The organism is Hymenobacter translucens (assembly GCF_020685205.1).
Classification (GTDB): domain Bacteria; phylum Bacteroidota; class Bacteroidia; order Cytophagales; family Hymenobacteraceae; genus Hymenobacter; species Hymenobacter translucens.
On record NZ_JAJERB010000012.1, the window covers coordinates 78,135 to 95,858 of the forward strand.

A 17,724-nucleotide genomic window follows, 5' to 3' on the forward strand; every position below is an offset into this window, starting at 1 on the left:
ACTACTTAATGATACGTAAAAGTCGCATTATAAAACTTGTTTTCATTTATTTAACGGAAACCCTTCACTGTAAGGGGATAAGGAAATCAGAATACAATCTGAGTTCCTTTATTTGCTTCGGCTGAAAGGTAGGAGCAAGTAGTTACAACAAGGGATTGTGCTCGTCGTTGACATCGGTCTGCACATTAAACCGCTCATTCATGAATTCCCTCACTGCACTAGGATTAGGAAAGCGGGCGTGGTTCTCCAAACCGAAGGCGCTTAAAGAAATTATGGGCATTTGCTCCAAGCTGATTCTAAACTCAGCCGATTGGAATGCCTGCAGAGGAAACTCCATCTGCAGTTCTACTTCGTCTCGCTCCAAGATGCGCTGAAACTCTACTTTCAAGGCAGCTTGGTGTTCCGCTGGCGTCGCAAACTTCCGCCCTTCAAGTAGTCGGTTGGCTTTGTAGGAGAGCATGAAGTTCATCATGGCCACAACAATCTGCCAGTCTGGCCAGCCTTCTTCCCGAAGTGTTTGCAGCCAGGAGCCATAGCCGGCATCCAGCTTTAGGCGGGCAAGTGTCTGATGGATGTTGCGAACTGCTTTCTGAAACCGGTTTCCAATGTTTTGGACAGCGGTTGAAGGATTGTATTTCTTGCTGGGACCTGCTTTCGGCTGCATGAACAGGTTAATCAACGGGAAGTCGGGTACAGCCGGCAAAGCAGAAAACGTATCGCGACCAAACGCCCCGAACGCTTTTTCGGAAAACATCGACCGGTACATGCGCTGGTAGGAGGTTGCCTGCATTGATTTTGCACCCAGGTTACTCTCGGTAAAGAGACCCCAAAACGCCTCGTTATACTCGGCCACTGGCAGTAAGCTGATGTCCTGCAGAATGGCTTTGAGCGCGACGCTGACGAATGCAACCCCCAGTTTTACTTCTTCATAGTCAGAGCTGTCAACCCGATGCACAAAGGCCTTCCACTTTGCTTTTCCATTATCCGGCAACTGTTCGGGCTCGCGTGGGGTATCGGTAATTTCTAGGGTGAGGTCAACAAGGCCGCTGGGCAAATGAAAGTCAACCTTGGAAAGCGCTATTTCCACCAGCAACACCTGAAGCATGGCGCAGAAGTCCTCGCCCAGGGCAGTCATTTCGTACGAGTTGGCAAAGCGCACGTGCCATTCTATTCCCAAAGCGTGAAACCGAACGGTACGCTCGGGGCCCATGTCGTTCAGCGGCGCATCCGCAAAATTCTTGATAAGGCCAGCTCGTAATTTAGGCTCTGGTAAGTCAGCCTGAAGTACGGCCAGCAACTCATCCAGGTACTCTTCTTTTAAGTACCCGGCCTCAGATAATTTGGCTTGCGTCATGACCTGTAATTCCGGGGCCAGAAGGGGCGCGGCATACAACAGAAAGCCATAATTCATGATGCTTTTCTGGGGCATCTCGGCCCCCTCCGCGTCGATAGGTTCGGGGTCGAACTCGTGTCGCGACATCATGTAAAGCTCAAAGTCCAGCAGGGCGCTAAACCAAGCGCCTTGGACGAAATCAGCGTGGAAAACCATGCCGATTCCCTGAGCAATTCGCTTAACTAGCTTACGGCTGCCTTTCTGCCAGCTGACCCACGTGGCCCACAGCCCATAGTACTTTGCCGCGAAGTGCATGTCCAAGGCGCCGTAGACCTGAGCGATATTAAGTAAGGCCAGGGTATAGCCCTCGAACGTTTCATCCTGTAGCCACAACGCTTTGGCCTCGTGAAAATCCCGGAGTGCTTTGAGTAGGGCAGTGGGGGTTTTAGTCTCCAAGTAAGCGGCGCCTGAAACCACTAGCCGGCGGGCCCGCTCATGCGCACCCCGCTTCTTTTCGACCACGGCATCAAGTCGGCCGACAAACTCTCTGAAAGCATCAATCAGGACTTCGTTTCCCTCCTCATCCACCTGTATCAACAGGCGAATGTGAGTGTGGAGACGGTTGCTCAACTGCGTGGCATTGTAGAGCCGGGCCTGGTCTACATTTGCCAGCAGCTGCTCCAAAGGCGCCATAATTTTGGCGACGTTCTCCTCGCTCCGGTCTTGGCTCCCCGCAAAAAAGTGCAGATTAGCGGAGCACTCCAGTAACCGACACAGGTCCGAAGGATTGCTCGTTTGACTCAGGAGCTGGTCCAGTTGCAGCTTGAATTGTTGCATCCAACCGGCGGTTTCTTCGGTAGTGAGCGCGGATTTTTCGTTCAAAGCCGAGGCCATCACTAGGAAAAGCAGGCTTTGAATATCTTCGAAATCTCCGGCGGCGGTGAAGGCGGAGAAGTTGCTGAAATATTCCCGGATGTGGTCTTCCAGCCCGAACAAATCGCCAAGGGCAGGCGCCAAATACTCCGTGGGCCGCATCCGGAGCCAGATTAGCTCGTAGAGCCCCTTTTTTCGAAATTCGGGCTGCTGTTGCAACTCCGAAATGTACCAAGTGAGCAAGCCAATCCAGAACGCGTCGTGGGACTGCAGATTCTTGGCAGCACGGCAGTAGGAAACAGCTTGCAGCACCTCGTAAAATTCACCGAGGCGAAAATCTGCCGGCTGACCGATTTCCTGCCACTTGGTAAATACCTCGTGGTACCATAGGTCTTCCAAGGTGCCCGCCTGGAGCAGCAGGTTCGTGAGTTCCCCATTCACCAGCTTGCGGTCCTCGGGTGCCTGCTCGGAAGCTTTAATGTCTACCCGCATGCACAACATGCCCAAAAAGCCCTTGCGCCGCTCCCTAGGCATGTCTGGCAGCTGCGCCACCAGTTCTTCGAGGCGGGCAATGGTGCCCTTGAAGGCCTCGTCCGGGCTCAGGCCATCAAAACGCCATTTGATTCGGCGCGTAAAATCGTCCCAGTCTTGGTCAGTAAGCTTCTGAAAAACAGCCACTGCTTCTTGTAATACCTGCTCTTCGGCCGCTATCACCAAGACGGCCTGAGCGTCCTCCGCTTTCTTCTTTAGCCTTTCGGCAAGCTGGTCAGCTAATTGCGTGGCACGCTCCTCCACATAAGATGTGACAAGTGCCTTTACTTTTGTGGCACATTCGGTGAGCAGGGCATCCGGAAGGGCTCCTTGGCTGGCCACCCAGCGGCGCAGTAAATCCGACTCATTGCCCTCGCGATGCTCTGCAACGCGGCTGTTGGCTTCAAAAACAAACTCCTTGTCCTTGGCCGCATAATCCGTTTTCACGTGCAGCATGAAGAAGTGCGCCACCGCCTTCTGTATCTCCTCGCTACGAAAGGAAAAAGGGGTTGAGTACAGCTTCAGCTGGCGGAACGTAGCCGCCTGCGTAAGCTCGTTGTGCTGAAAGATATCCTCTTCATAGTCGCAATATATCGCTTCGTCAACGTGGTCTAGATAGTTTTCAAGCCACGTTTCTACGGTTTTGAACACCTGATATTGATAGCCACGCATCGAGGCGCTGGCATCGGTATTTTTTGCAAACAGGAAGAGTTTGGCAATGCTCATTTGGTAAAGACCTTAGCTAACGGAACGCGCAATCTTGCGCATGGCGGCCGGCGAGTCGCCAAACTTGCACAGCGCCTCGCAGTGCTGGCGTAACTCCGAGAACAGGATGTAGTGGATGGTCGCGCCGGCGGCGCGGATGGCCGGCCGCGAGAGTTGAGCCTGCACTTCCTTCTCGCGGGCATCGGGCACAACCAGGTACAACGCCGTCTCGTTCTCGGGCATGGAAAACGCCAGGTCCGTCAGGCGCAGGATGCCACTGTAGATGCTGGTGCTCTTTTCCACCTCGAAAGCGGCCACTACACGGCTCGTACCGGGCGCAAACCACACGATGTCGATGAGCCGGATGGTGCTGGCCACGTCGGCGGGCACCGGCAACTCGGGGTGCTGGTCGAGGCAAAGAAACGAGAGCTTCTGCCCGCCGCATAGGCGGTTGCGGTCGTTGATGGCCGTGGTCACGTCGCAGCCCAGCGCCTTGCCGATGCGCAGCAAATGGTGCTGCATCTCGGTGTGCTGGTTTTCCTCTTGCGCTTCGGATTGCACCTCTTTGTGGCGCTTCTGGGCCTGCTGCTGGTACTTGTCGCGCTCCTCGTCGGTGGCGAACTGCTGGTCGCCGGCAATCATCTTTTTTACGCCCACGTCGAAGAGCAGGCCGCTCAGCGCGCCGTAGTCGAGGCTCAGGTGCTGGCGGTGTTCCTGATTGAGGTCGCGCAATCGGTCGCGCATGCGCAGGTACTCGGACCAGGAGCCGAGCTTGATTTTCTCCCCGAACAAGGCGTTGAAGCCGTTGACGATGGCCGTGTTGCAGGGCGGCATCAAGGTCGGGTGCAGGAAGTAGAGGATGCTGGCCACGGCCGGGCCCAGGCCCTTGATTTTGCGGCGGTCCAGAATGTCTATTTCCTTGAGCAGCTGCTGCTCGGTTGTGGCGGCCAGGCAGCTTTCCAGGAATTGGCCGAAGGCGCGCTTGTTGTCCTCGTGCTCGTAGATGTCGGGGATGCGCAGCTTGGGCTTCCAGTAGAAGGGGTGGGCCGCGCCCTGAAACACCTGCTTTTGCTCGCTGATGACGCTGAGCACGAATTCGAGCGAGGTGCCCTTAAAGTCATTGCCGAAGCTGCCGGCCTTGATGTCCTTGACCACCTGCTGCACGCCGCGCCGGATGGAGCGAAAGGCCTTCAGGCGCTCCTCGTTGTTGATAAACCAGGTGTTGTAAACGGACTCGGAATCGGCCTTGTATTGCTGGATAAGGGGCGGTAGAGCGGCGGACATAAAGGAGCGTAAGGCCAATAAAGCAGCTAAGATGCACAGAAGCGCGCAATCGCGGTCAACTCAAATCAGGCGCCTCCTTCCTCCTCCAGTCGGTTCGGTTATTTGTCTCCGATGAAACTGGCACAAATGATGATAACTGCCCACCCGAGCAACCATTGCCGGCGTTATTCCCACCATGGGCCACTGGTCGCACTCCCTTAACTTTCCCTCATGAAAACTTCGCACTTCCTGCTGGCCGCTACGATGCTCGCCGCCCCGCTTTCTCTTTCGGCCCAGCACAGCCACAAGCCCGGTGCCCCGGCCCACGGCCACAAGGCCGCCGGTGAAACCCACGCCCACAAATCTCCCCACGGGGGCACGGTGCGCACGGCGGGCAAGTACCACATCGAGCTGGTGCAGCACGCCGAGGAGGTGCACGTGTACCTGCTCGACGGCAAGGAGAACTCCCTGGCCGTTGACCGCACCACCGGCTCGGTCATGCTCCTTAGCACGACGGGCAAGACCAGCACGGTTAAGCTCACGGCCGCCGGCGACCATTTGGTGGCCGCCCTGCCCGCCGGCTCGATGCTGCGCACGGCCATCGTGAGTGTGAAAGCCAACGGCAGCTCGCTCAGCGCTCGGTTTGAAAAGCTGGACGCGGCCGCCAAAGCCGGCAAGGTGGCCGGCACGGCCTACGAATGCCCCATGAAGTGCGAAGGCAGTGCCAGCGACAAGCCCGGCAGCTGCCCTAAGTGCGGCATGGCCCTCGTGAAGAAAGCCTAAAAGCTGCTTAACCGTTGTAGGCTTTCGTCTTACCTACTGGTTTAGCCAGCGCGGCCCTATGACTTGTTTGGGGCCGCGCTGGCTATTTACATTCGGTGGCCCGGCATGTCCATGCCAGGCATGGCCTCCATCGGCACGCCGGGCCGCATGGACAAATCGCCGTAGCGGGCCGCCAGCCAGTAGCCGACGGCGAGCATCACCAGCGTAAGCAGAGTAACCACCGCTTTGCGCAAGCCCGACACCTGGGCTCCGCCTTCCATGTTCATGGGCATCGCGGCCATGGCATGTCCCGCGTGCGCAGTGGCTGCAGATGCGGTGTGCGACATGCTACCCATGCTATGGCCGGCATGCGCCGAAGCGCTGACTTCTTCAATTGCCGCCCCGCCTTTGCCCAAGGCGCGCTCGGTGCCCATGCCGTGCTTGAGCTGGTTTTTAACCAGCCAGTAGTTGACGGGGTAGGAGACCACCACGCCCACCAGCGTCGCGGCCGACATGGCCGCCCAGAACCAGGGCGAAGTGGCTTCCATGGCCCGCATGTCGCGGGTCATCAGAATCACCATGGTGGGCAGCATGCCGGCCATCATGGCGTTCATGGATATCCACTCCGGCAGAAAGGACTGGCGCAGGGCCTCCCCGTAGCTCAGGCCCATCATGTCCTTCATGAACAGGGCCTGAAAGATGAACAGGCCGAAGACAAAGCCCGCGGCATACTCTATCCAGATGTCCACGCCCATGCTCAGCCCAAAGTAGCCGGTGAGGGCAGCGGCCACGATGATGCCCGTCGCGTCGCCCGCCGCGCAGTGAATGGTGGAGCCCACGGCCTGCTTCCAAAGCGGGGCCACAAACGTCTCGTGGGTGCCCGGCGCGGGCTCGCGGCAGGAAAACCAGTAGATGAGCAGGCCCACCGGGCCGGTGTAGAGCGTGACCAGGACCCAGCCCCACTTCATGACCTTCATCTCGGGCGTGCGGGTAAACAGGTCCCAGGCCACGTAGAGCACGGAGAGCAGGGTCAGGCCAAACCAGAGCCAGAGCGCCCAGTCCGGGGCCCAGGGGGTATTGTGCATTTCCATAGGGATGGGAATTAACGTAAAAAAGCAGCGAACCCTCGGGTTCGCTGCTTAGGGATACGAGCAAGGGAAGTCCTAGTATTTCTTGTTGGCCAGCAGAAAGTCCTGCAGCATCTTGATTTCCATCTTCTGGTCGGTGATGATTTGCTGGGCGAGCACCTTGGTGGCGTTGTCGCGGCCGAACTTTAGCAGGGCGTCCGAATTCTCAATGGCGGCCTGGTGGTGGTCAATCATCAGCTGGGCAAAGTCGAAGTCCGGGTCGCCGGTGAGGGGGCGCAAATCCACGGCCTTCATCATCTGCATCATATTCATCATCTGCAGGACGTTGAACTCGGGCACGGCCGGAGCGTGCGCCGGGTGGCCGGCCAGAAAGGCGTTGAACTGAGCGATTTCGGCCTGCTGCTTGTCGATAATCGTCTGGGCCATGGCCTTCATCTCGGCACTTTTACCGCTTTTCAGCTCCTCCTGGCTGTTTTTGATGGCTATCTGGTGGTGCATAATCATCATGCTGGAGTAGTCGTTGTCCGGGTCGCCTGTCTTGGGCATGGATTCCATCATGGCCATGCCCTCGTGCATGTTGCGCATATACACGCTCTCGTCGTGGCCGATGAGCTCCAGGCCGTTGTCGTCGTCCTTGTCGCAGCTGGTGACGGAAAGGGTAGCCCCGAGCAGGCTCAGCGCGAGCAGGGGCATTCGAAATATCTTGTTCATGGGTAGCGGTCGTTAGTGAAAAGTAGCTACCCTTAAAAACGGCAAAGCCCGGGCGTGGATTTGCGACAATCCCACCCAGGCTTGCATAATTTCCGAGTTCAACGCCGCGGTTACAGCGTGAGACCCAGGCCCGCAAACCACGTGCGGCCGTCGGCGGGCAGGATGCCCGGGCCGGGGTAACCACCCGCCCGGCGCGTGAAGTAGCGCGCGTCGAACACATTGTTGACGCCGCCACTGAGGCAGTAGCGGCCCTCGGCGCCCAGCTTCCAGGTGGCGGAGAAGTCGGCCACCTGGTAGGCCGGAATGGCGCCGGTCTGGGCATTGGCCGTGGGCTCCTCGGTGTTGTTGGCGTCGGCGTACACCTTGCCCACGTGGCTGAACTGCCCGGTCACCGACACGCCTTTGTGGGCGAAAGTAAGGCCCGTGCGCAGGGTCTGGCGCGGGGCGTTTTCCACGTACTTGCCGTCCAAATTGCTTTCCACAATCTGGGTGCCGGGGCCCATACCGGTGAGCGTGGTTACGGGCAGGTTACCGTAGCGGGCATCGAGCAAACTCAAGGCCGCGAACAGGTCGAGGTGGGGCAGGTTGAAGTTGCCGGTAATCGAGTGAATCAAATCCAGCTCGGCGTAGGCTTCCAGGCCGTGGGTCTGGGTGCGGCCCAGGTTGGTGCGGAACTGCTGGGTTTGGCCGGCGGTGCCGCCGGGCACGGGCCGGCGGATGGTGCCGATGCGGTCCTCGTAGTTGAGGAAGAAGTAGCCCACATCAAAGCGCAACCAGTTCTTGTACGTGCCGCGGTAGCCCACTTCGGCCGTGTAGCCGCGGGCGTCCTTCAGGTTGGGGTCGATGACGTCGGCCGTGGCCGGCGGCACCAGGTCGCCGAAGAGCACGGGGCGAAAAGCGCGCGAATAGTTGGCGTAAAGGTTGGTCGTAGGGGAGACGATGAATTCAGTACCCAGGCCGTACAAGAGCACGTGGCGCTGGCTGGACTGGTCGGGCAAGCGGTTTTCAATGCCATTGGCGGCCCGGCCCAGGTAGCCGGTGCTGGTGTTGCGCAGGTAGTCGTAGCGCACGCCCGGCGTGATGCTCAGGCGGGTGCCGGCGTGCAGCAGCAGTTCGGCAAACGCCGCCCCGTTGGTAGTAGTGAAATCAAACTCGTTGGTGAAAAGCCCGTTGCCGCTCAAGCTCAGGTCGTAGTCCGAACCCGTGGTGCCCGTGCCGCGCTGGCGGCGTAGCGTGGTGGCCCGGTAGGCCCGCAAACCGGTGGCCAACGTGTGGGTGTACCCCAAAAAGTCCAGGTCCTGGGTCAGGCGCAACTCGGCGCCCAAGTTGCGGTAGTCGTCGCGGTCCACTTGACGGGCGGCAAACTGCCGGGTGCGGCGGTTTACGGTGTCGGGCGCCGGCAGCCCAGCCACAAAGCCCACGCTGTTGCGGGCGGCCACCAGGCCAAAGGTCTTCAGGTTGAGGTGGGTGCGCTCACTGGCTTTGTAGTCCAGGGTGAGGGCCGGAATCAGCCAGGGGGTGCTGAGCCAGTTGCGGTCCCGGGTGCTCTGGCGGCTGTCCTGCGCGAATTGCGCGTCGGTGAGCCCGCCGGGCTGCTGCAGGCGGTTTGTCAGGTAGGTGAGCTCCGCGTTTAGGGTCAGGCGCTCGGTGAGGGCCACGTGCACGTCGCCGTGCAAGTCGTCGACGGTGAACTGGTTGGAGGGACGCCAGCCGTTGCCCTGCCGGTGGCGGTAATAGGCGTAGTAGTTCACCTTGCCCACGGTGCCGCCCACGGCGTTGTAGGAGTTGAACAAGCCGTTGGAGCCGGCCGTGTTGCTGGTTTCAATCTCCACTTTCTTGTCACGGGCCCCGCGCTTGAGCTCGTAGTTGAGCAAGCCCCCGAACTGGGGCCCGAACTGCAGGCCGGCGCCGCCGCGCAGCAGCTGGATGCGCTCCACGGCTTCCATGGGCGGGTTGTAGTAGGCCTCGGGGTAGCCAAAGGCGTCGGCGCTCATGTCGTAGCCGTTCTGGCGGGTGTTGAATTCCCAGCTGCGGTTGGGGCTCAGGCCCCGGGTGGCCACGTTAATCTGCTGGCCCGAGCCGTCGTTTTCCCACACCATCAAGCCGGGCACGCGGGCCATCACCTGGCGCATGTTGTTCTGCACCAGGTTGGCGTTCACCTCGCGGGGCTTGATGAGTTCATTGCGGCGGCCGGCGGTGATGGTGGTGCCGTCCACGGGCGCGGCGAAGTGCGGGGCCGCACCGGTCACGGTGACTTCGGTGAGCGTCTGCCGGCGGGTGGTGTCCGGGGCCGGCGCCTGCTGGGCCTGGGCCGTGGGGAGTGAAACGAGGGTAGAGAGGGCAAAACTGCCGATTGCAACGGCAAGAGAACAGCGCGAAATGGGGAACATCAGGTGACCTTTGCTTGGTAAGATGCCACAAAGGTCGGCTTATTTGGAATGATTACAAATAAGAAAAGCTTAACTATGCCTTGCATAATTTCCGGGCCTACTGCAAGCACTTACCCAGTGGTCGTAAACGGGCACGCAGAAGTACATCTTCAACTTAGCCTTCTGTAATACGCTGACTTACTCGACCACCTCACGGCCCAGTAGCTTTTTCACCCGGTTGCGCAAGGCGTAAATCCGGGAGCTGAGGTAGCACTCGTTGCAGTGGCTAAAGTTCCACAGGCAGTCCACCGTATCGGTGAACAGGTGGAAAAGCAAGCCCACGGCGACCGGTTGCAAGGCCGGCAGCAGCAGGAGCAGCGCATACACCGGGAAGGCGTAAAAAGAGTGCAGGGGATGATACCCCACGCTGCAGCGCAGCGGGTCGAAAATGGGTTTGGCCAGCAGGTGGTCCAAGTCCATGAGCATCGTGGCCAACATCATCAGGTAGGCGGCCTGCCACATCGCGGGGAAGAACACCAGCGCCAGCACGGCCGGGAAAAGAAAGTGCAGGCTGTAATGCACCAGCGTCTGGGCGCTGAACAGTTTGGTCGGGAACTGCCGACGCAGGCCGCGTGGTGGCGTCGGCTGGGTAGCGCGGCGCACAGTGTCTCCGGGCGCTGCTTTGGCATATCTCTGGCCCAGCTCGCCAGCCGGCTTTCTTTCCACCCGGGGCACAGGGACCTGCGGGCTCACGACCGGAGGCTGCACAGCCACCTTTGTCCGCCGCGGCGGGGTGCTTGGGCGCGCAGGGGCCGGGACGACCGTGGCCGAGTCAACGCGCTGGGCCAAGCGCGGGTGGTGATACCCGGGGGTCGCGGGAAACTTAGGAACCACGGCGGATGACCGGCACCCAGTTAAAACCAGGCTGGCGGCAAGGCAGAGGTAAAAGAGGTAGCGAAAAACAGACAAACAGAGCAAGGTCAACATTTCCAAGAAAGAAGCCCGCTAACGACCTAGTCGGTCATTGCTTACAGGAAATGAAAAAGGCAGCCCCGCAAGAGCTGCCTTTTTCGTGGAGCAAAGCCGGTATTACCGGTTGCGCGTCAGCCAGTTTTGCAGCGTGGCAATCTCCTGGCGCTGGTCGGCGATAATGGCCTGCGCCAGCTGGCGCATCGTGGCGTTGCGGCCGTGCTGGAGCAGCGCCTCCGAGTTGTCGATGGCCGCCTGGTGGTGGTCTATCATCATCGCTGCGTAGTCCACATCGGTGCGCATGGTCATGGCGCGGGCGTTGCTCGCGGCCATCATGCGGTCCATGTTGGTTTTCTGGATTTGGTTGAACTGCGGCACCAGCGGCTGCGTGGGCTGGTGCCCGCTCAGGAACGTGTTGAATTGCGTGATTTCGGCGCGTTGCTTGGTAATAACGTCCTGGGCGATGGTCTTCATCTCCTGGTTGCTGCCCGCGCGAAGTTCTTCCTCGCTCATCTTGATGGCCGCGTCGTGGTGCAGCACCATCTGGGCGGCGAAGTCGTGGTCGGGGTCCTGGGTCTTGGCCTGCGCGTCCATCTGCGTCATCATGTCCATCATGATTTTCATCAGCGGAGAGTCGTGCTTCATGTCGTCCATGTCGTGGTCCATTTTACAGGCCGAAAACAGGGAAACCAGCACAAGCAGGGAGTAAATAGGCAAACGGAATAAGCGGTTCATGCGCACGGTCGGTGGGGTCTGATGGTGAGCATTATAAACGCCCTGCCTACCGGTCCGGTTTTTACACCGTTGGCCTTTTTGCTTGCATAATTTCGGCGGCTATAGCAGCGAGTCCAGGCTGCGCCGGGCGTGGCTGGCAGGCCCAAGCCGCTGAAACTCGGTAGGGGTCAAACCCGTCACCTGCCCGAACTGCCGCGAGAGGTGGGCCGGGGAGCTGTAGCCCAGCTGTCCGGCCACCTGGGCAATGCTCAGCTCGCCGTAGCCGATGAGTTCCTTGGCCCGCTCCACCTTCTGGCGGATGATGAACTTCTCGATGGTCAGGCCTTCCTCGGAGGAAAACAGGTGCGACAGGTAATGGTAGTCGCGCCCCAGGTGCTGGACCAGGTAATCCGAGTAGGTGAGCAGGCGCGGGCCCGGCTCGGGATAGTGAATGAGCGTCACCAGCAGGGTCTTGATTTGCTCCACCAGCTGGGCCCGCGGGTCTTCGAGCAAGGCAAAGCCCGCCGCCAGCAAGCTGGTACGCACGGGCTCCAGGTCCGGCTCCTGGCCGTCGGCGGTGCTCACGTCCGCTTCGCCCAGCACCACGCGGTGCACCTGCAGGCCCAGGGCCGTCAGGTCCTCCGTCACCACCCGGATGCACTGGGGGCAGACCATGTTCTTTATCAGCAGCCGGTGGGTGCCGGGGGCGGGCAGCGTAAAGCCGGAGCGGAGTTGGGAGTTCATGAGCGGCATCTATTTAACGACCAGGCTACCGCGCAGCATGCCCATGCCGCAGGTGAACGTAAAGGTACCCGCCTGCTGGGGCAGCAACTCCACCAGGGTGGTCTTGAAGGCAGGCAGGTCGCGGCGGATGCTGAAGTCCGGCATCAGCAATTCCTCGGAGCAGGAGTTTTCCTCGTCCCGGTAGAAGCTCAGCTGCACGGGCTTGCCCCGCTCCACCTCGATGACGTCGGGCGAGTAGCCGCCCTTGACGGTGATGTCCACTTCCTGCACGCCACTGGCGGTGGAAACGGCGCTGGCCGTCTGGCGAGCCGAGAAGAAGAAATACCAAATGACAAAGGCCGATAGGGCCAGGCCCGTCAGCGTTACAATGATTTCGGGGGTATCCATAGCTTAGTTTTTAGCAGGGGAGAAGCTGCGCAGGCGCAGCGAATTGGTGAGCACCGACACCGAGCTCAGGGCCATAGCCCCGGCCGCGAGCATGGGCGAGAGCAGCAGCCCGAAGAAGGGGTACAGCAGCCCGGCTGCGATGGGAATGCCCAGGGTGTTGTAGATAAAGGCGAAAAACAGGTTCTGCTTGATGGTGCGAATCGTCTGGCGCGACAACTCGATGGCCGTGACCACGCCCTGTAAATCCGAGCGCATGAGCGTGATGCCGGCCGCTTCCATGGCCACGTCGGTACCGCCGCCCATGGCCAGGCCGATGTCGGCTTGCGCGAGGGCCGGCGCGTCGTTGATGCCGTCGCCCACCATGGCCACGATGCGGCCCTCGGCCTGCAGCTCCTTCACTTTGCCGGCCTTGTCGGCGGGCAGCACCTCGGCAAAGTAGCGCTTGATGCTCACCTGCCCGGCCACCTGCGCGGCCGTCTGGGGGTTATCACCGGTCATCATCACCACTTCGATGCCCATGCCCTGCAGCCGCTTAATGGCCGCCGCCGAGGTTTCGCGCACGGTGTCGGCCACGCCGATGAGGCCCACGGCCTGCTGGTTAATGGCCACGTAGAGCACGGTCTTGGCCTGGCCCAGCAGTTCGTCGGCTTGCCGGCGCACCGCGGATGAAAGCGAAATACCGGCCTCATCGAGCAGGCGGAAGTTGCCGATAAGTACCGCCTGGCCATTCACGGACGCCTGCGCGCCTTTGCCTTCGATGGCCTGGAAACCGGTGGCGGCAATGATAGGGGCTTGCTGGGCATCGGCGTAGCGCACCACGGCTTCAGCCAGCGGGTGCTCAGATTGCCGCTCTACCGCCGCGACTACTTGCAGGAGGCTGCCGGCGTCCTGCCCTTCCGCGGGCACGAAGTCCGTCACGGCCGGCTCGCCACGGGTGATGGTGCCGGTTTTGTCGAGCAGTACGGTGTTGACCTGGTGAGCTTTTTCCAGCGCTTCGGCGTTGCGAATCAGTACGCCGTGCTCGGCGCCCTTGCCGGTGCTCACCATGATGGCCGTGGGCGTGGCCAGCCCCAGCGCACACGGGCAGGCGATGATGAGCACGGCCACAAAGTTGACCAGAGCCAAAGGCAGGCGCGCTTCCACGGGAGCCAAATCAAACCACAGCACGAAGGTGAGGATGGCAATGACCACCACCGTGGGCACGAAGATGGCGCTGACCTTATCGGCCAGCCGCTGAATGGGGGCGCGGCTGCCCTGGGCATCTTCTACCAGCTTCACAATTTGGGACAGCATGGTATCAGCCCCTACTTTGGTCACGCGAAAGCGGAAGGAGCCGGTCTTGTTGAGCGTGGCCCCGAACACCGGGTCCCCCGTTTTCTTCTCCACCGGTAGGCTTTCGCCCGTGAGCATGGCCTCATCCACGGCCGAATTGCCTTCTTCGATAACGCCGTCGGTGGCCACCTTTTCGCCGGGGCGCACTACGATGAGGTCGTTTAACTGCACCTGCTCAATGGGCACGTCCACTTCCTGGCCATCTGGCCGCACCACGCGCGCCGTTTTGGCCTGCAAGCCCATCAGGGCCTTAATAGCAGCTGACGTCTGAGTCTTAGCCCGCAGCTCTAGCACCTTGCCCAGCAGAATCAGGGCAATGATGGTGGCCGTGGTGTCGTAGTACACCTCCGGCATGATGCCCCGGCGCATAAACCAGTCGGGTACCACGGTGGCCGCGAGGCTATAAAGAAACGCTGCCCCGGTACCCACGGCAATCAGGGTATCCATGTTGGCGGCCCGGTGCTTGAAGCCGTTCCAGGCCGAAGTGAAGAATTCGCGCCCACTGTAGAGCAGCACCGGCAGCGTGAGCACGAGCAGGCCGTAGTTCAGCCACTGCATGTTCACGCGGGCCATCATCGCGGGCCAAAGCATGAGCATGCTCAAGGGCATAATCACGATGGCCAGCACCGTGGCTACCCAGAAGCGGCGCTTGAGCTTGACGTAGGCCAGGGCTTTCTGCTGGTCGATTTCGGCTTGCCGGTCGGCCGCTGAAGTATCGGGGGCTCTATCGGTGACGCCGTAGCCGGCATTGACGACCGCCTGTTTAAGGGTAGCCGGGGTAGCTTGAGTTGGCAGGTAGTCGATGGTGGCTTTTTCGGTGGCGAAGTTGACCATGGCCCGCTGCACACCGGGCGTGCGGGTCAAGGACTTTTCGACGAAGGACGCGCAGGACGCGCAGGTCATGCCTTCAATGTCGAGGGTTTCGGTCTTGGTTGTTGGTTCCATAAAAATAAGCAGCTATGATGCTGCATTGGGCCGGGAAACACGTTGTTCCCCAGGCTAGAAAGCTCCTTACAAAGGAACGGCGCCCCTGCGGCGATGTTAGTACGGAATCTCACTTGAAACTTGCATAATTTGCACGCAGAGGGTTGATAATGGATTTACATAATCCGGCCGAAGGCTTGCATAATTTTGCGGTCGTTAACGGGGGGCGTTTCGCTTAACCGCCGCTTAAAACGCCCCGGTGGCCCTTTGTAGTCCATTTTTCAAGGTTGAGCAGCAACCCGCATGGAAGGCCCGGAAACTCTTTATTTAGAAATGGGGTAAATAGGCGGTACCGCCTTTTCGTGGAGAAGTCTACTTTTGCGGTTGCTTAGCGCCTCTCATGTTCCGTAGCCTGTTCCCCTTCCGCCGTTTGCTGGCGACGAGCTTCCTGCTCGTCTTCGTCAACGTGTTCGTGGGCCAGTGCTACTGCGCAACCATCAACCCGGTGGCGGCGGCCCCGGTGGCCAAGGTCACCCCGCCGCAGAAGCCTGCGCATCCCGGCTGCCACGGTCACGGCAACGGCCCGGCCCAGCCGAAGTCAACGCAGGGCAAGCACGACCATGCCCAGCACAATTCCAAGCCCGCGGGCCAGGATGACTGCTGCAAGGACAACTCGGCCGCTATACTTAAGTCGCTCGCCACGCCCGGCGAAAAGCAGCTGCTCGCGTCCGCGCCGGCCCTGCTGCCGGCCAGCAGCGACTTCTTTTTCCGGCCTGCTGCCGGAGAGTGGGACCGCACGCACTCGGTCGTTCTGGTGCTCCGCGAGCACCTGCCCCCTAAAATACCCGACATCCGAATCTTTATTCAGTCCCTGACGGTCTGATTGATTTGACGCGCACTAGGCTCGCCCTGGCATAGCTCTGCTATGTCCGGGGCGGGCCTTTGCGTTGTCGTGTCCGCCCGGTGCCTAGCTGCGCCCCCCTCCCTCAACTTCCTGGTTTTACCCCCGCCCAACAATGAAGAGTTGTTGCGAAGAAGCCGGCGCACCCGCCCCCAAAGGCCCCGTTCGCCGCCTGCTTTCCTACCTGCTCTACGCCGCGGTGGCCGCCGTGCTGGGCTTCGCGCTCTGGCAGCAGTGGCAGGCCTAGCCGCCCCGGCAACCGCACGCTGGACTACTGGATGCAGTCCCCTACGTCGTTCAACCCCCATTCCCCTTTTATGTACCGCATACCGCTTTCCCTGCTGGCCCTGGCCGGCCTGCTCACCACGGTTAGCTGCTCGTCCGAAACGGAGTCCAGCAGCGCCACCAACACCGTCACCACGCCCACCAACGGCCCGGCCGAAGGCACCGCCGAGCACGGCGGCGGGCACACCTACGCCTGCCCCATGCACCCCGAGGTCACCAGCACCAAGGAGGGCGACAAGTGCCCCAAGTGCGGCATGAACCTGGAGCATAACGACAAAGTAGCCAACGGCAAAACCTACGAGATGAAGCTGGTGCCGACGCCGACGGAAGTAACCGCCGGGCAGCCTACCACGCTGGCTTTTACGCCCCGCGAAACGGGCAATGAGTCGGCTCCGGTGCCCCTGGCCGTGGTGCACGAGAAGAAGATTCACCTCATCATCGTCAGCAAGGACCTGGGCCAGTTCTACCACGAGCACCCCGAATACACGGCGGCCGGCGACTACAAGGTGCAGTACACCTTCCCCAAGGGCGGCGACTACGTGCTGTTTCAGGACTACACGCCCACGGGCTCCGGCCACCAGTTGGGCCGCCAGCCCCTCACCGTGAAAGGTGCCGCCTACGCGTCGGTCAAGTTCAAGAACGACGACATGCAGTGGGAAAAGGACGGCTACCAGGCTACCCTTGCCTTCGACAAAGACCTGAAAGTGGGCCAGCTGCTGGGCATGAAAATCAACATCAGCAAGGACGGGCAGCCGGTGACGGACCTGGCCAACTACCTCGGCGCCTTAGGTCACGTGGTGGTCATCAGCGAGGACACCGAGCAGTACCTGCACGTGCACCCCAACGACCAGGCCGACAAGGGTCCCAACATCGGCTTCAACACCAACTTCGAAAAGCCCGGCCTCTACCGCGTCTTCCTGCAGTTCAACCACGCGGGCAAGATTCACACCGGCGACTTCACCATCAACGTGAAGGCTTAACGCGAAGGCGTAGCCCCGTCCCTGCTTCCCATTTCATTTTCCACTAACCCAACCAATCCCATGAAAAATTCCGCTTTTTTCCTCGCCGCCCTCTGCTCGGGCTCCCTGCTGGTAGCCAGCTGCAGCAGCGACAAAGCCGCCGATTCGACGGCCACGACCACCGAGACCACCACCACGGAAGGCGCCTCCGGTGAGATGGCCGGCATGGACCACTCCGCCGGGGCCGCGGCCGGCGAATCGCCCCTGATGGCCTCGATGAATGAGATGATGCAGAAGATGGAGGCCAGCAAGCCCAAGGGCAACACCGACCACGACTTTGCCCACCACATGCTGGAGCACCACAAGGGCGCCGTGGCCATGGCCGACATCGAGCTGCGCGACGGCAAGGACGCCACCATGCGCCAGATGGCCGAGAAAATGAAAGCCGAGCAGCTCAAGGAAATCACCGAGCTCGAAGCCGTGGCCACCCGCCTGGACAGCGCCCCCACCAACTACCAGCCCAACGACCCGGCCGACCCCTTCACCAGCAAGATGAAGGCCTCGATGGACGGCATGATGCAAAACATGCCCAAGCCCGTGGCCAACCCGGACATGAACTTCAACATGCTCATGACGGTGCACCACCAGAGCGCCGTGGACATGGCCAAGGCCGAGCTGGCCCACGGCAAGGACACCAAGCTCAAGGAGATGGCCCAGATGATGATTACTGCCCAGGAGAAGGAAATCGCCGATTTCAAGGCCTGGCACGACAAGAACACCGACAAGATGTAATTCTCGGGAGGCAGGTGGCGCCGCCGGTTGGCGGGCGCGACCTGCTTCTATTCTCACCCCTTCCCACCACATCAGTTACCCC

15 protein-coding genes are annotated in these 17,724 nt (G+C 60.4%); 5 read left to right on the top strand and 10 right to left on the bottom strand.

Annotated elements, in window-relative coordinates; translation table 11 throughout:
* Positions 1–142: 142 nt before the first annotated feature.
* Together LJY25_RS20205 and LJY25_RS20210 are read right to left on the bottom strand one after the other, a co-directional pair.
* Positions 143–3,463 (bottom strand): dsDNA nuclease domain-containing protein, encoded by a 3,321-nt coding sequence (locus LJY25_RS20205; protein ID WP_227610285.1) that lies wholly within the window; start codon positions 3,461–3,463, stop codon positions 143–145.
* 12 nt (positions 3,464–3,475) lie between these two features.
* Positions 3,476–4,726, bottom strand: a complete 1,251-nt coding sequence (locus LJY25_RS20210) for a hypothetical protein (protein ID WP_227610286.1) — start codon at positions 4,724–4,726, stop codon at positions 3,476–3,478.
* Between the two features lie 210 nt (positions 4,727–4,936).
* Here LJY25_RS20210 and LJY25_RS20215 point away from each other — a divergent pair, with 210 nt between their 5' ends.
* Complete coding sequence (locus LJY25_RS20215; RefSeq protein ID WP_227610287.1) at positions 4,937–5,488, top strand: heavy metal-binding domain-containing protein; 552 nt, start codon at positions 4,937–4,939, stop codon at positions 5,486–5,488.
* Positions 5,489–5,574: 86 nt separating this feature from the next.
* Here LJY25_RS20215 and LJY25_RS20220 read toward each other — a convergent pair whose 3' ends face one another.
* From LJY25_RS20220 to LJY25_RS20255, 8 genes are all read right to left on the bottom strand, one after another.
* Positions 5,575–6,558: a DUF4396 domain-containing protein gene (locus LJY25_RS20220; RefSeq protein ID WP_227610288.1), complete on the bottom strand. Its 984-nt coding sequence runs from the start codon at positions 6,556–6,558 to the stop codon at positions 5,575–5,577.
* 72 nt (positions 6,559–6,630) lie between these two features.
* Positions 6,631–7,266, bottom strand: coding sequence for a DUF305 domain-containing protein (locus LJY25_RS20225; RefSeq protein WP_227610289.1), 636 nt, complete (start codon positions 7,264–7,266; stop codon positions 6,631–6,633).
* 110 nt (positions 7,267–7,376) lie between these two features.
* A complete protein-coding gene (locus LJY25_RS20230; RefSeq protein WP_227610290.1) occupies positions 7,377–9,656 on the bottom strand; it encodes a TonB-dependent receptor family protein in 2,280 nt (759 codons plus the stop codon).
* 177 nt (positions 9,657–9,833) lie between these two features.
* Positions 9,834–10,298 carry a DUF6122 family protein gene (locus LJY25_RS20235; protein WP_227610291.1) on the bottom strand — a complete coding sequence of 155 codons (465 nt, stop codon included), beginning with the start codon at positions 10,296–10,298 and terminating at the stop codon, positions 9,834–9,836.
* Positions 10,299–10,724: 426 nt separating this feature from the next.
* Positions 10,725–11,339, bottom strand: a complete 615-nt coding sequence (locus tag LJY25_RS20240; RefSeq protein ID WP_227610292.1) for a DUF305 domain-containing protein — start codon at positions 11,337–11,339, stop codon at positions 10,725–10,727.
* Positions 11,340–11,438: 99 nt separating this feature from the next.
* Positions 11,439–12,062 (bottom strand): helix-turn-helix domain-containing protein, encoded by a 624-nt coding sequence (locus LJY25_RS20245; protein WP_227610293.1) that lies wholly within the window; start codon positions 12,060–12,062, stop codon positions 11,439–11,441.
* 9 nt (positions 12,063–12,071) lie between these two features.
* On the bottom strand, positions 12,072–12,449 hold the full coding sequence (locus LJY25_RS20250) for a cupredoxin domain-containing protein (RefSeq protein ID WP_227610294.1): 378 nt from the start codon (positions 12,447–12,449) through the stop codon (positions 12,072–12,074).
* Positions 12,450–12,452: 3 nt separating this feature from the next.
* The gene (locus LJY25_RS20255; protein WP_227610295.1) at positions 12,453–14,726 is read right to left on the bottom strand and encodes a heavy metal translocating P-type ATPase; all 2,274 of its coding nucleotides are present in this window, start codon (positions 14,724–14,726) and stop codon (positions 12,453–12,455) included.
* Between the two features lie 379 nt (positions 14,727–15,105).
* Here LJY25_RS20255 and LJY25_RS20260 point away from each other — a divergent pair, with 379 nt between their 5' ends.
* From LJY25_RS20260 to LJY25_RS20270, 4 genes are all read left to right on the top strand, one after another.
* Complete coding sequence (locus tag LJY25_RS20260; RefSeq protein WP_227610296.1) at positions 15,106–15,588, top strand: hypothetical protein; 483 nt, start codon at positions 15,106–15,108, stop codon at positions 15,586–15,588.
* Positions 15,589–15,721: 133 nt separating this feature from the next.
* Positions 15,722–15,853, top strand: a complete 132-nt coding sequence (locus LJY25_RS21315; RefSeq protein ID WP_262908872.1) for a hypothetical protein — start codon at positions 15,722–15,724, stop codon at positions 15,851–15,853.
* Positions 15,854–15,923: 70 nt separating this feature from the next.
* Positions 15,924–16,871, top strand: coding sequence for a heavy metal-binding domain-containing protein (locus tag LJY25_RS20265; RefSeq protein WP_227610297.1), 948 nt, complete (start codon positions 15,924–15,926; stop codon positions 16,869–16,871).
* A 60-nt stretch (positions 16,872–16,931) separates the two neighbouring features.
* The gene (locus LJY25_RS20270) at positions 16,932–17,642 is read left to right on the top strand and encodes a DUF305 domain-containing protein (protein WP_227610298.1); all 711 of its coding nucleotides are present in this window, start codon (positions 16,932–16,934) and stop codon (positions 17,640–17,642) included.
* Positions 17,643–17,724: the final 82 nt, after the last annotated feature.

What these genes read in the sequence shown, in the direction of transcription:
- LJY25_RS20205 (WP_227610285.1), bottom strand. Translation starts at nt 3,463, where the DNA reads ATGAGCATTGCCAAACTCTTCCTGTTTGCAAAAAATACCGATGCCAGC.
- LJY25_RS20210 (WP_227610286.1), bottom strand. Translation starts at nt 4,726, where the DNA reads ATGTCCGCCGCTCTACCGCCCCTTATCCAGCAATACAAGGCCGATTCC.
- LJY25_RS20215 (WP_227610287.1), top strand. Translation starts at nt 4,937, where the DNA reads ATGAAAACTTCGCACTTCCTGCTGGCCGCTACGATGCTCGCCGCCCCG.
- LJY25_RS20220 (WP_227610288.1), bottom strand. Translation starts at nt 6,558, where the DNA reads ATGGAAATGCACAATACCCCCTGGGCCCCGGACTGGGCGCTCTGGCTC.
- LJY25_RS20225 (WP_227610289.1), bottom strand. Translation starts at nt 7,266, where the DNA reads ATGAACAAGATATTTCGAATGCCCCTGCTCGCGCTGAGCCTGCTCGGG.
- LJY25_RS20230 (WP_227610290.1), bottom strand. Translation starts at nt 9,656, where the DNA reads ATGTTCCCCATTTCGCGCTGTTCTCTTGCCGTTGCAATCGGCAGTTTT.
- LJY25_RS20240 (WP_227610292.1), bottom strand. Translation starts at nt 11,339, where the DNA reads ATGAACCGCTTATTCCGTTTGCCTATTTACTCCCTGCTTGTGCTGGTT.
- LJY25_RS20245 (WP_227610293.1), bottom strand. Translation starts at nt 12,062, where the DNA reads ATGAACTCCCAACTCCGCTCCGGCTTTACGCTGCCCGCCCCCGGCACC.
- LJY25_RS20250 (WP_227610294.1), bottom strand. Translation starts at nt 12,449, where the DNA reads ATGGATACCCCCGAAATCATTGTAACGCTGACGGGCCTGGCCCTATCG.
- LJY25_RS20255 (WP_227610295.1), bottom strand. Translation starts at nt 14,726, where the DNA reads ATGGAACCAACAACCAAGACCGAAACCCTCGACATTGAAGGCATGACC.
- LJY25_RS20260 (WP_227610296.1), top strand. Translation starts at nt 15,106, where the DNA reads ATGTTCCGTAGCCTGTTCCCCTTCCGCCGTTTGCTGGCGACGAGCTTC.
- LJY25_RS21315 (WP_262908872.1), top strand. Translation starts at nt 15,722, where the DNA reads ATGAAGAGTTGTTGCGAAGAAGCCGGCGCACCCGCCCCCAAAGGCCCC.
- LJY25_RS20265 (WP_227610297.1), top strand. Translation starts at nt 15,924, where the DNA reads ATGTACCGCATACCGCTTTCCCTGCTGGCCCTGGCCGGCCTGCTCACC.
- LJY25_RS20270 (WP_227610298.1), top strand. Translation starts at nt 16,932, where the DNA reads ATGAAAAATTCCGCTTTTTTCCTCGCCGCCCTCTGCTCGGGCTCCCTG.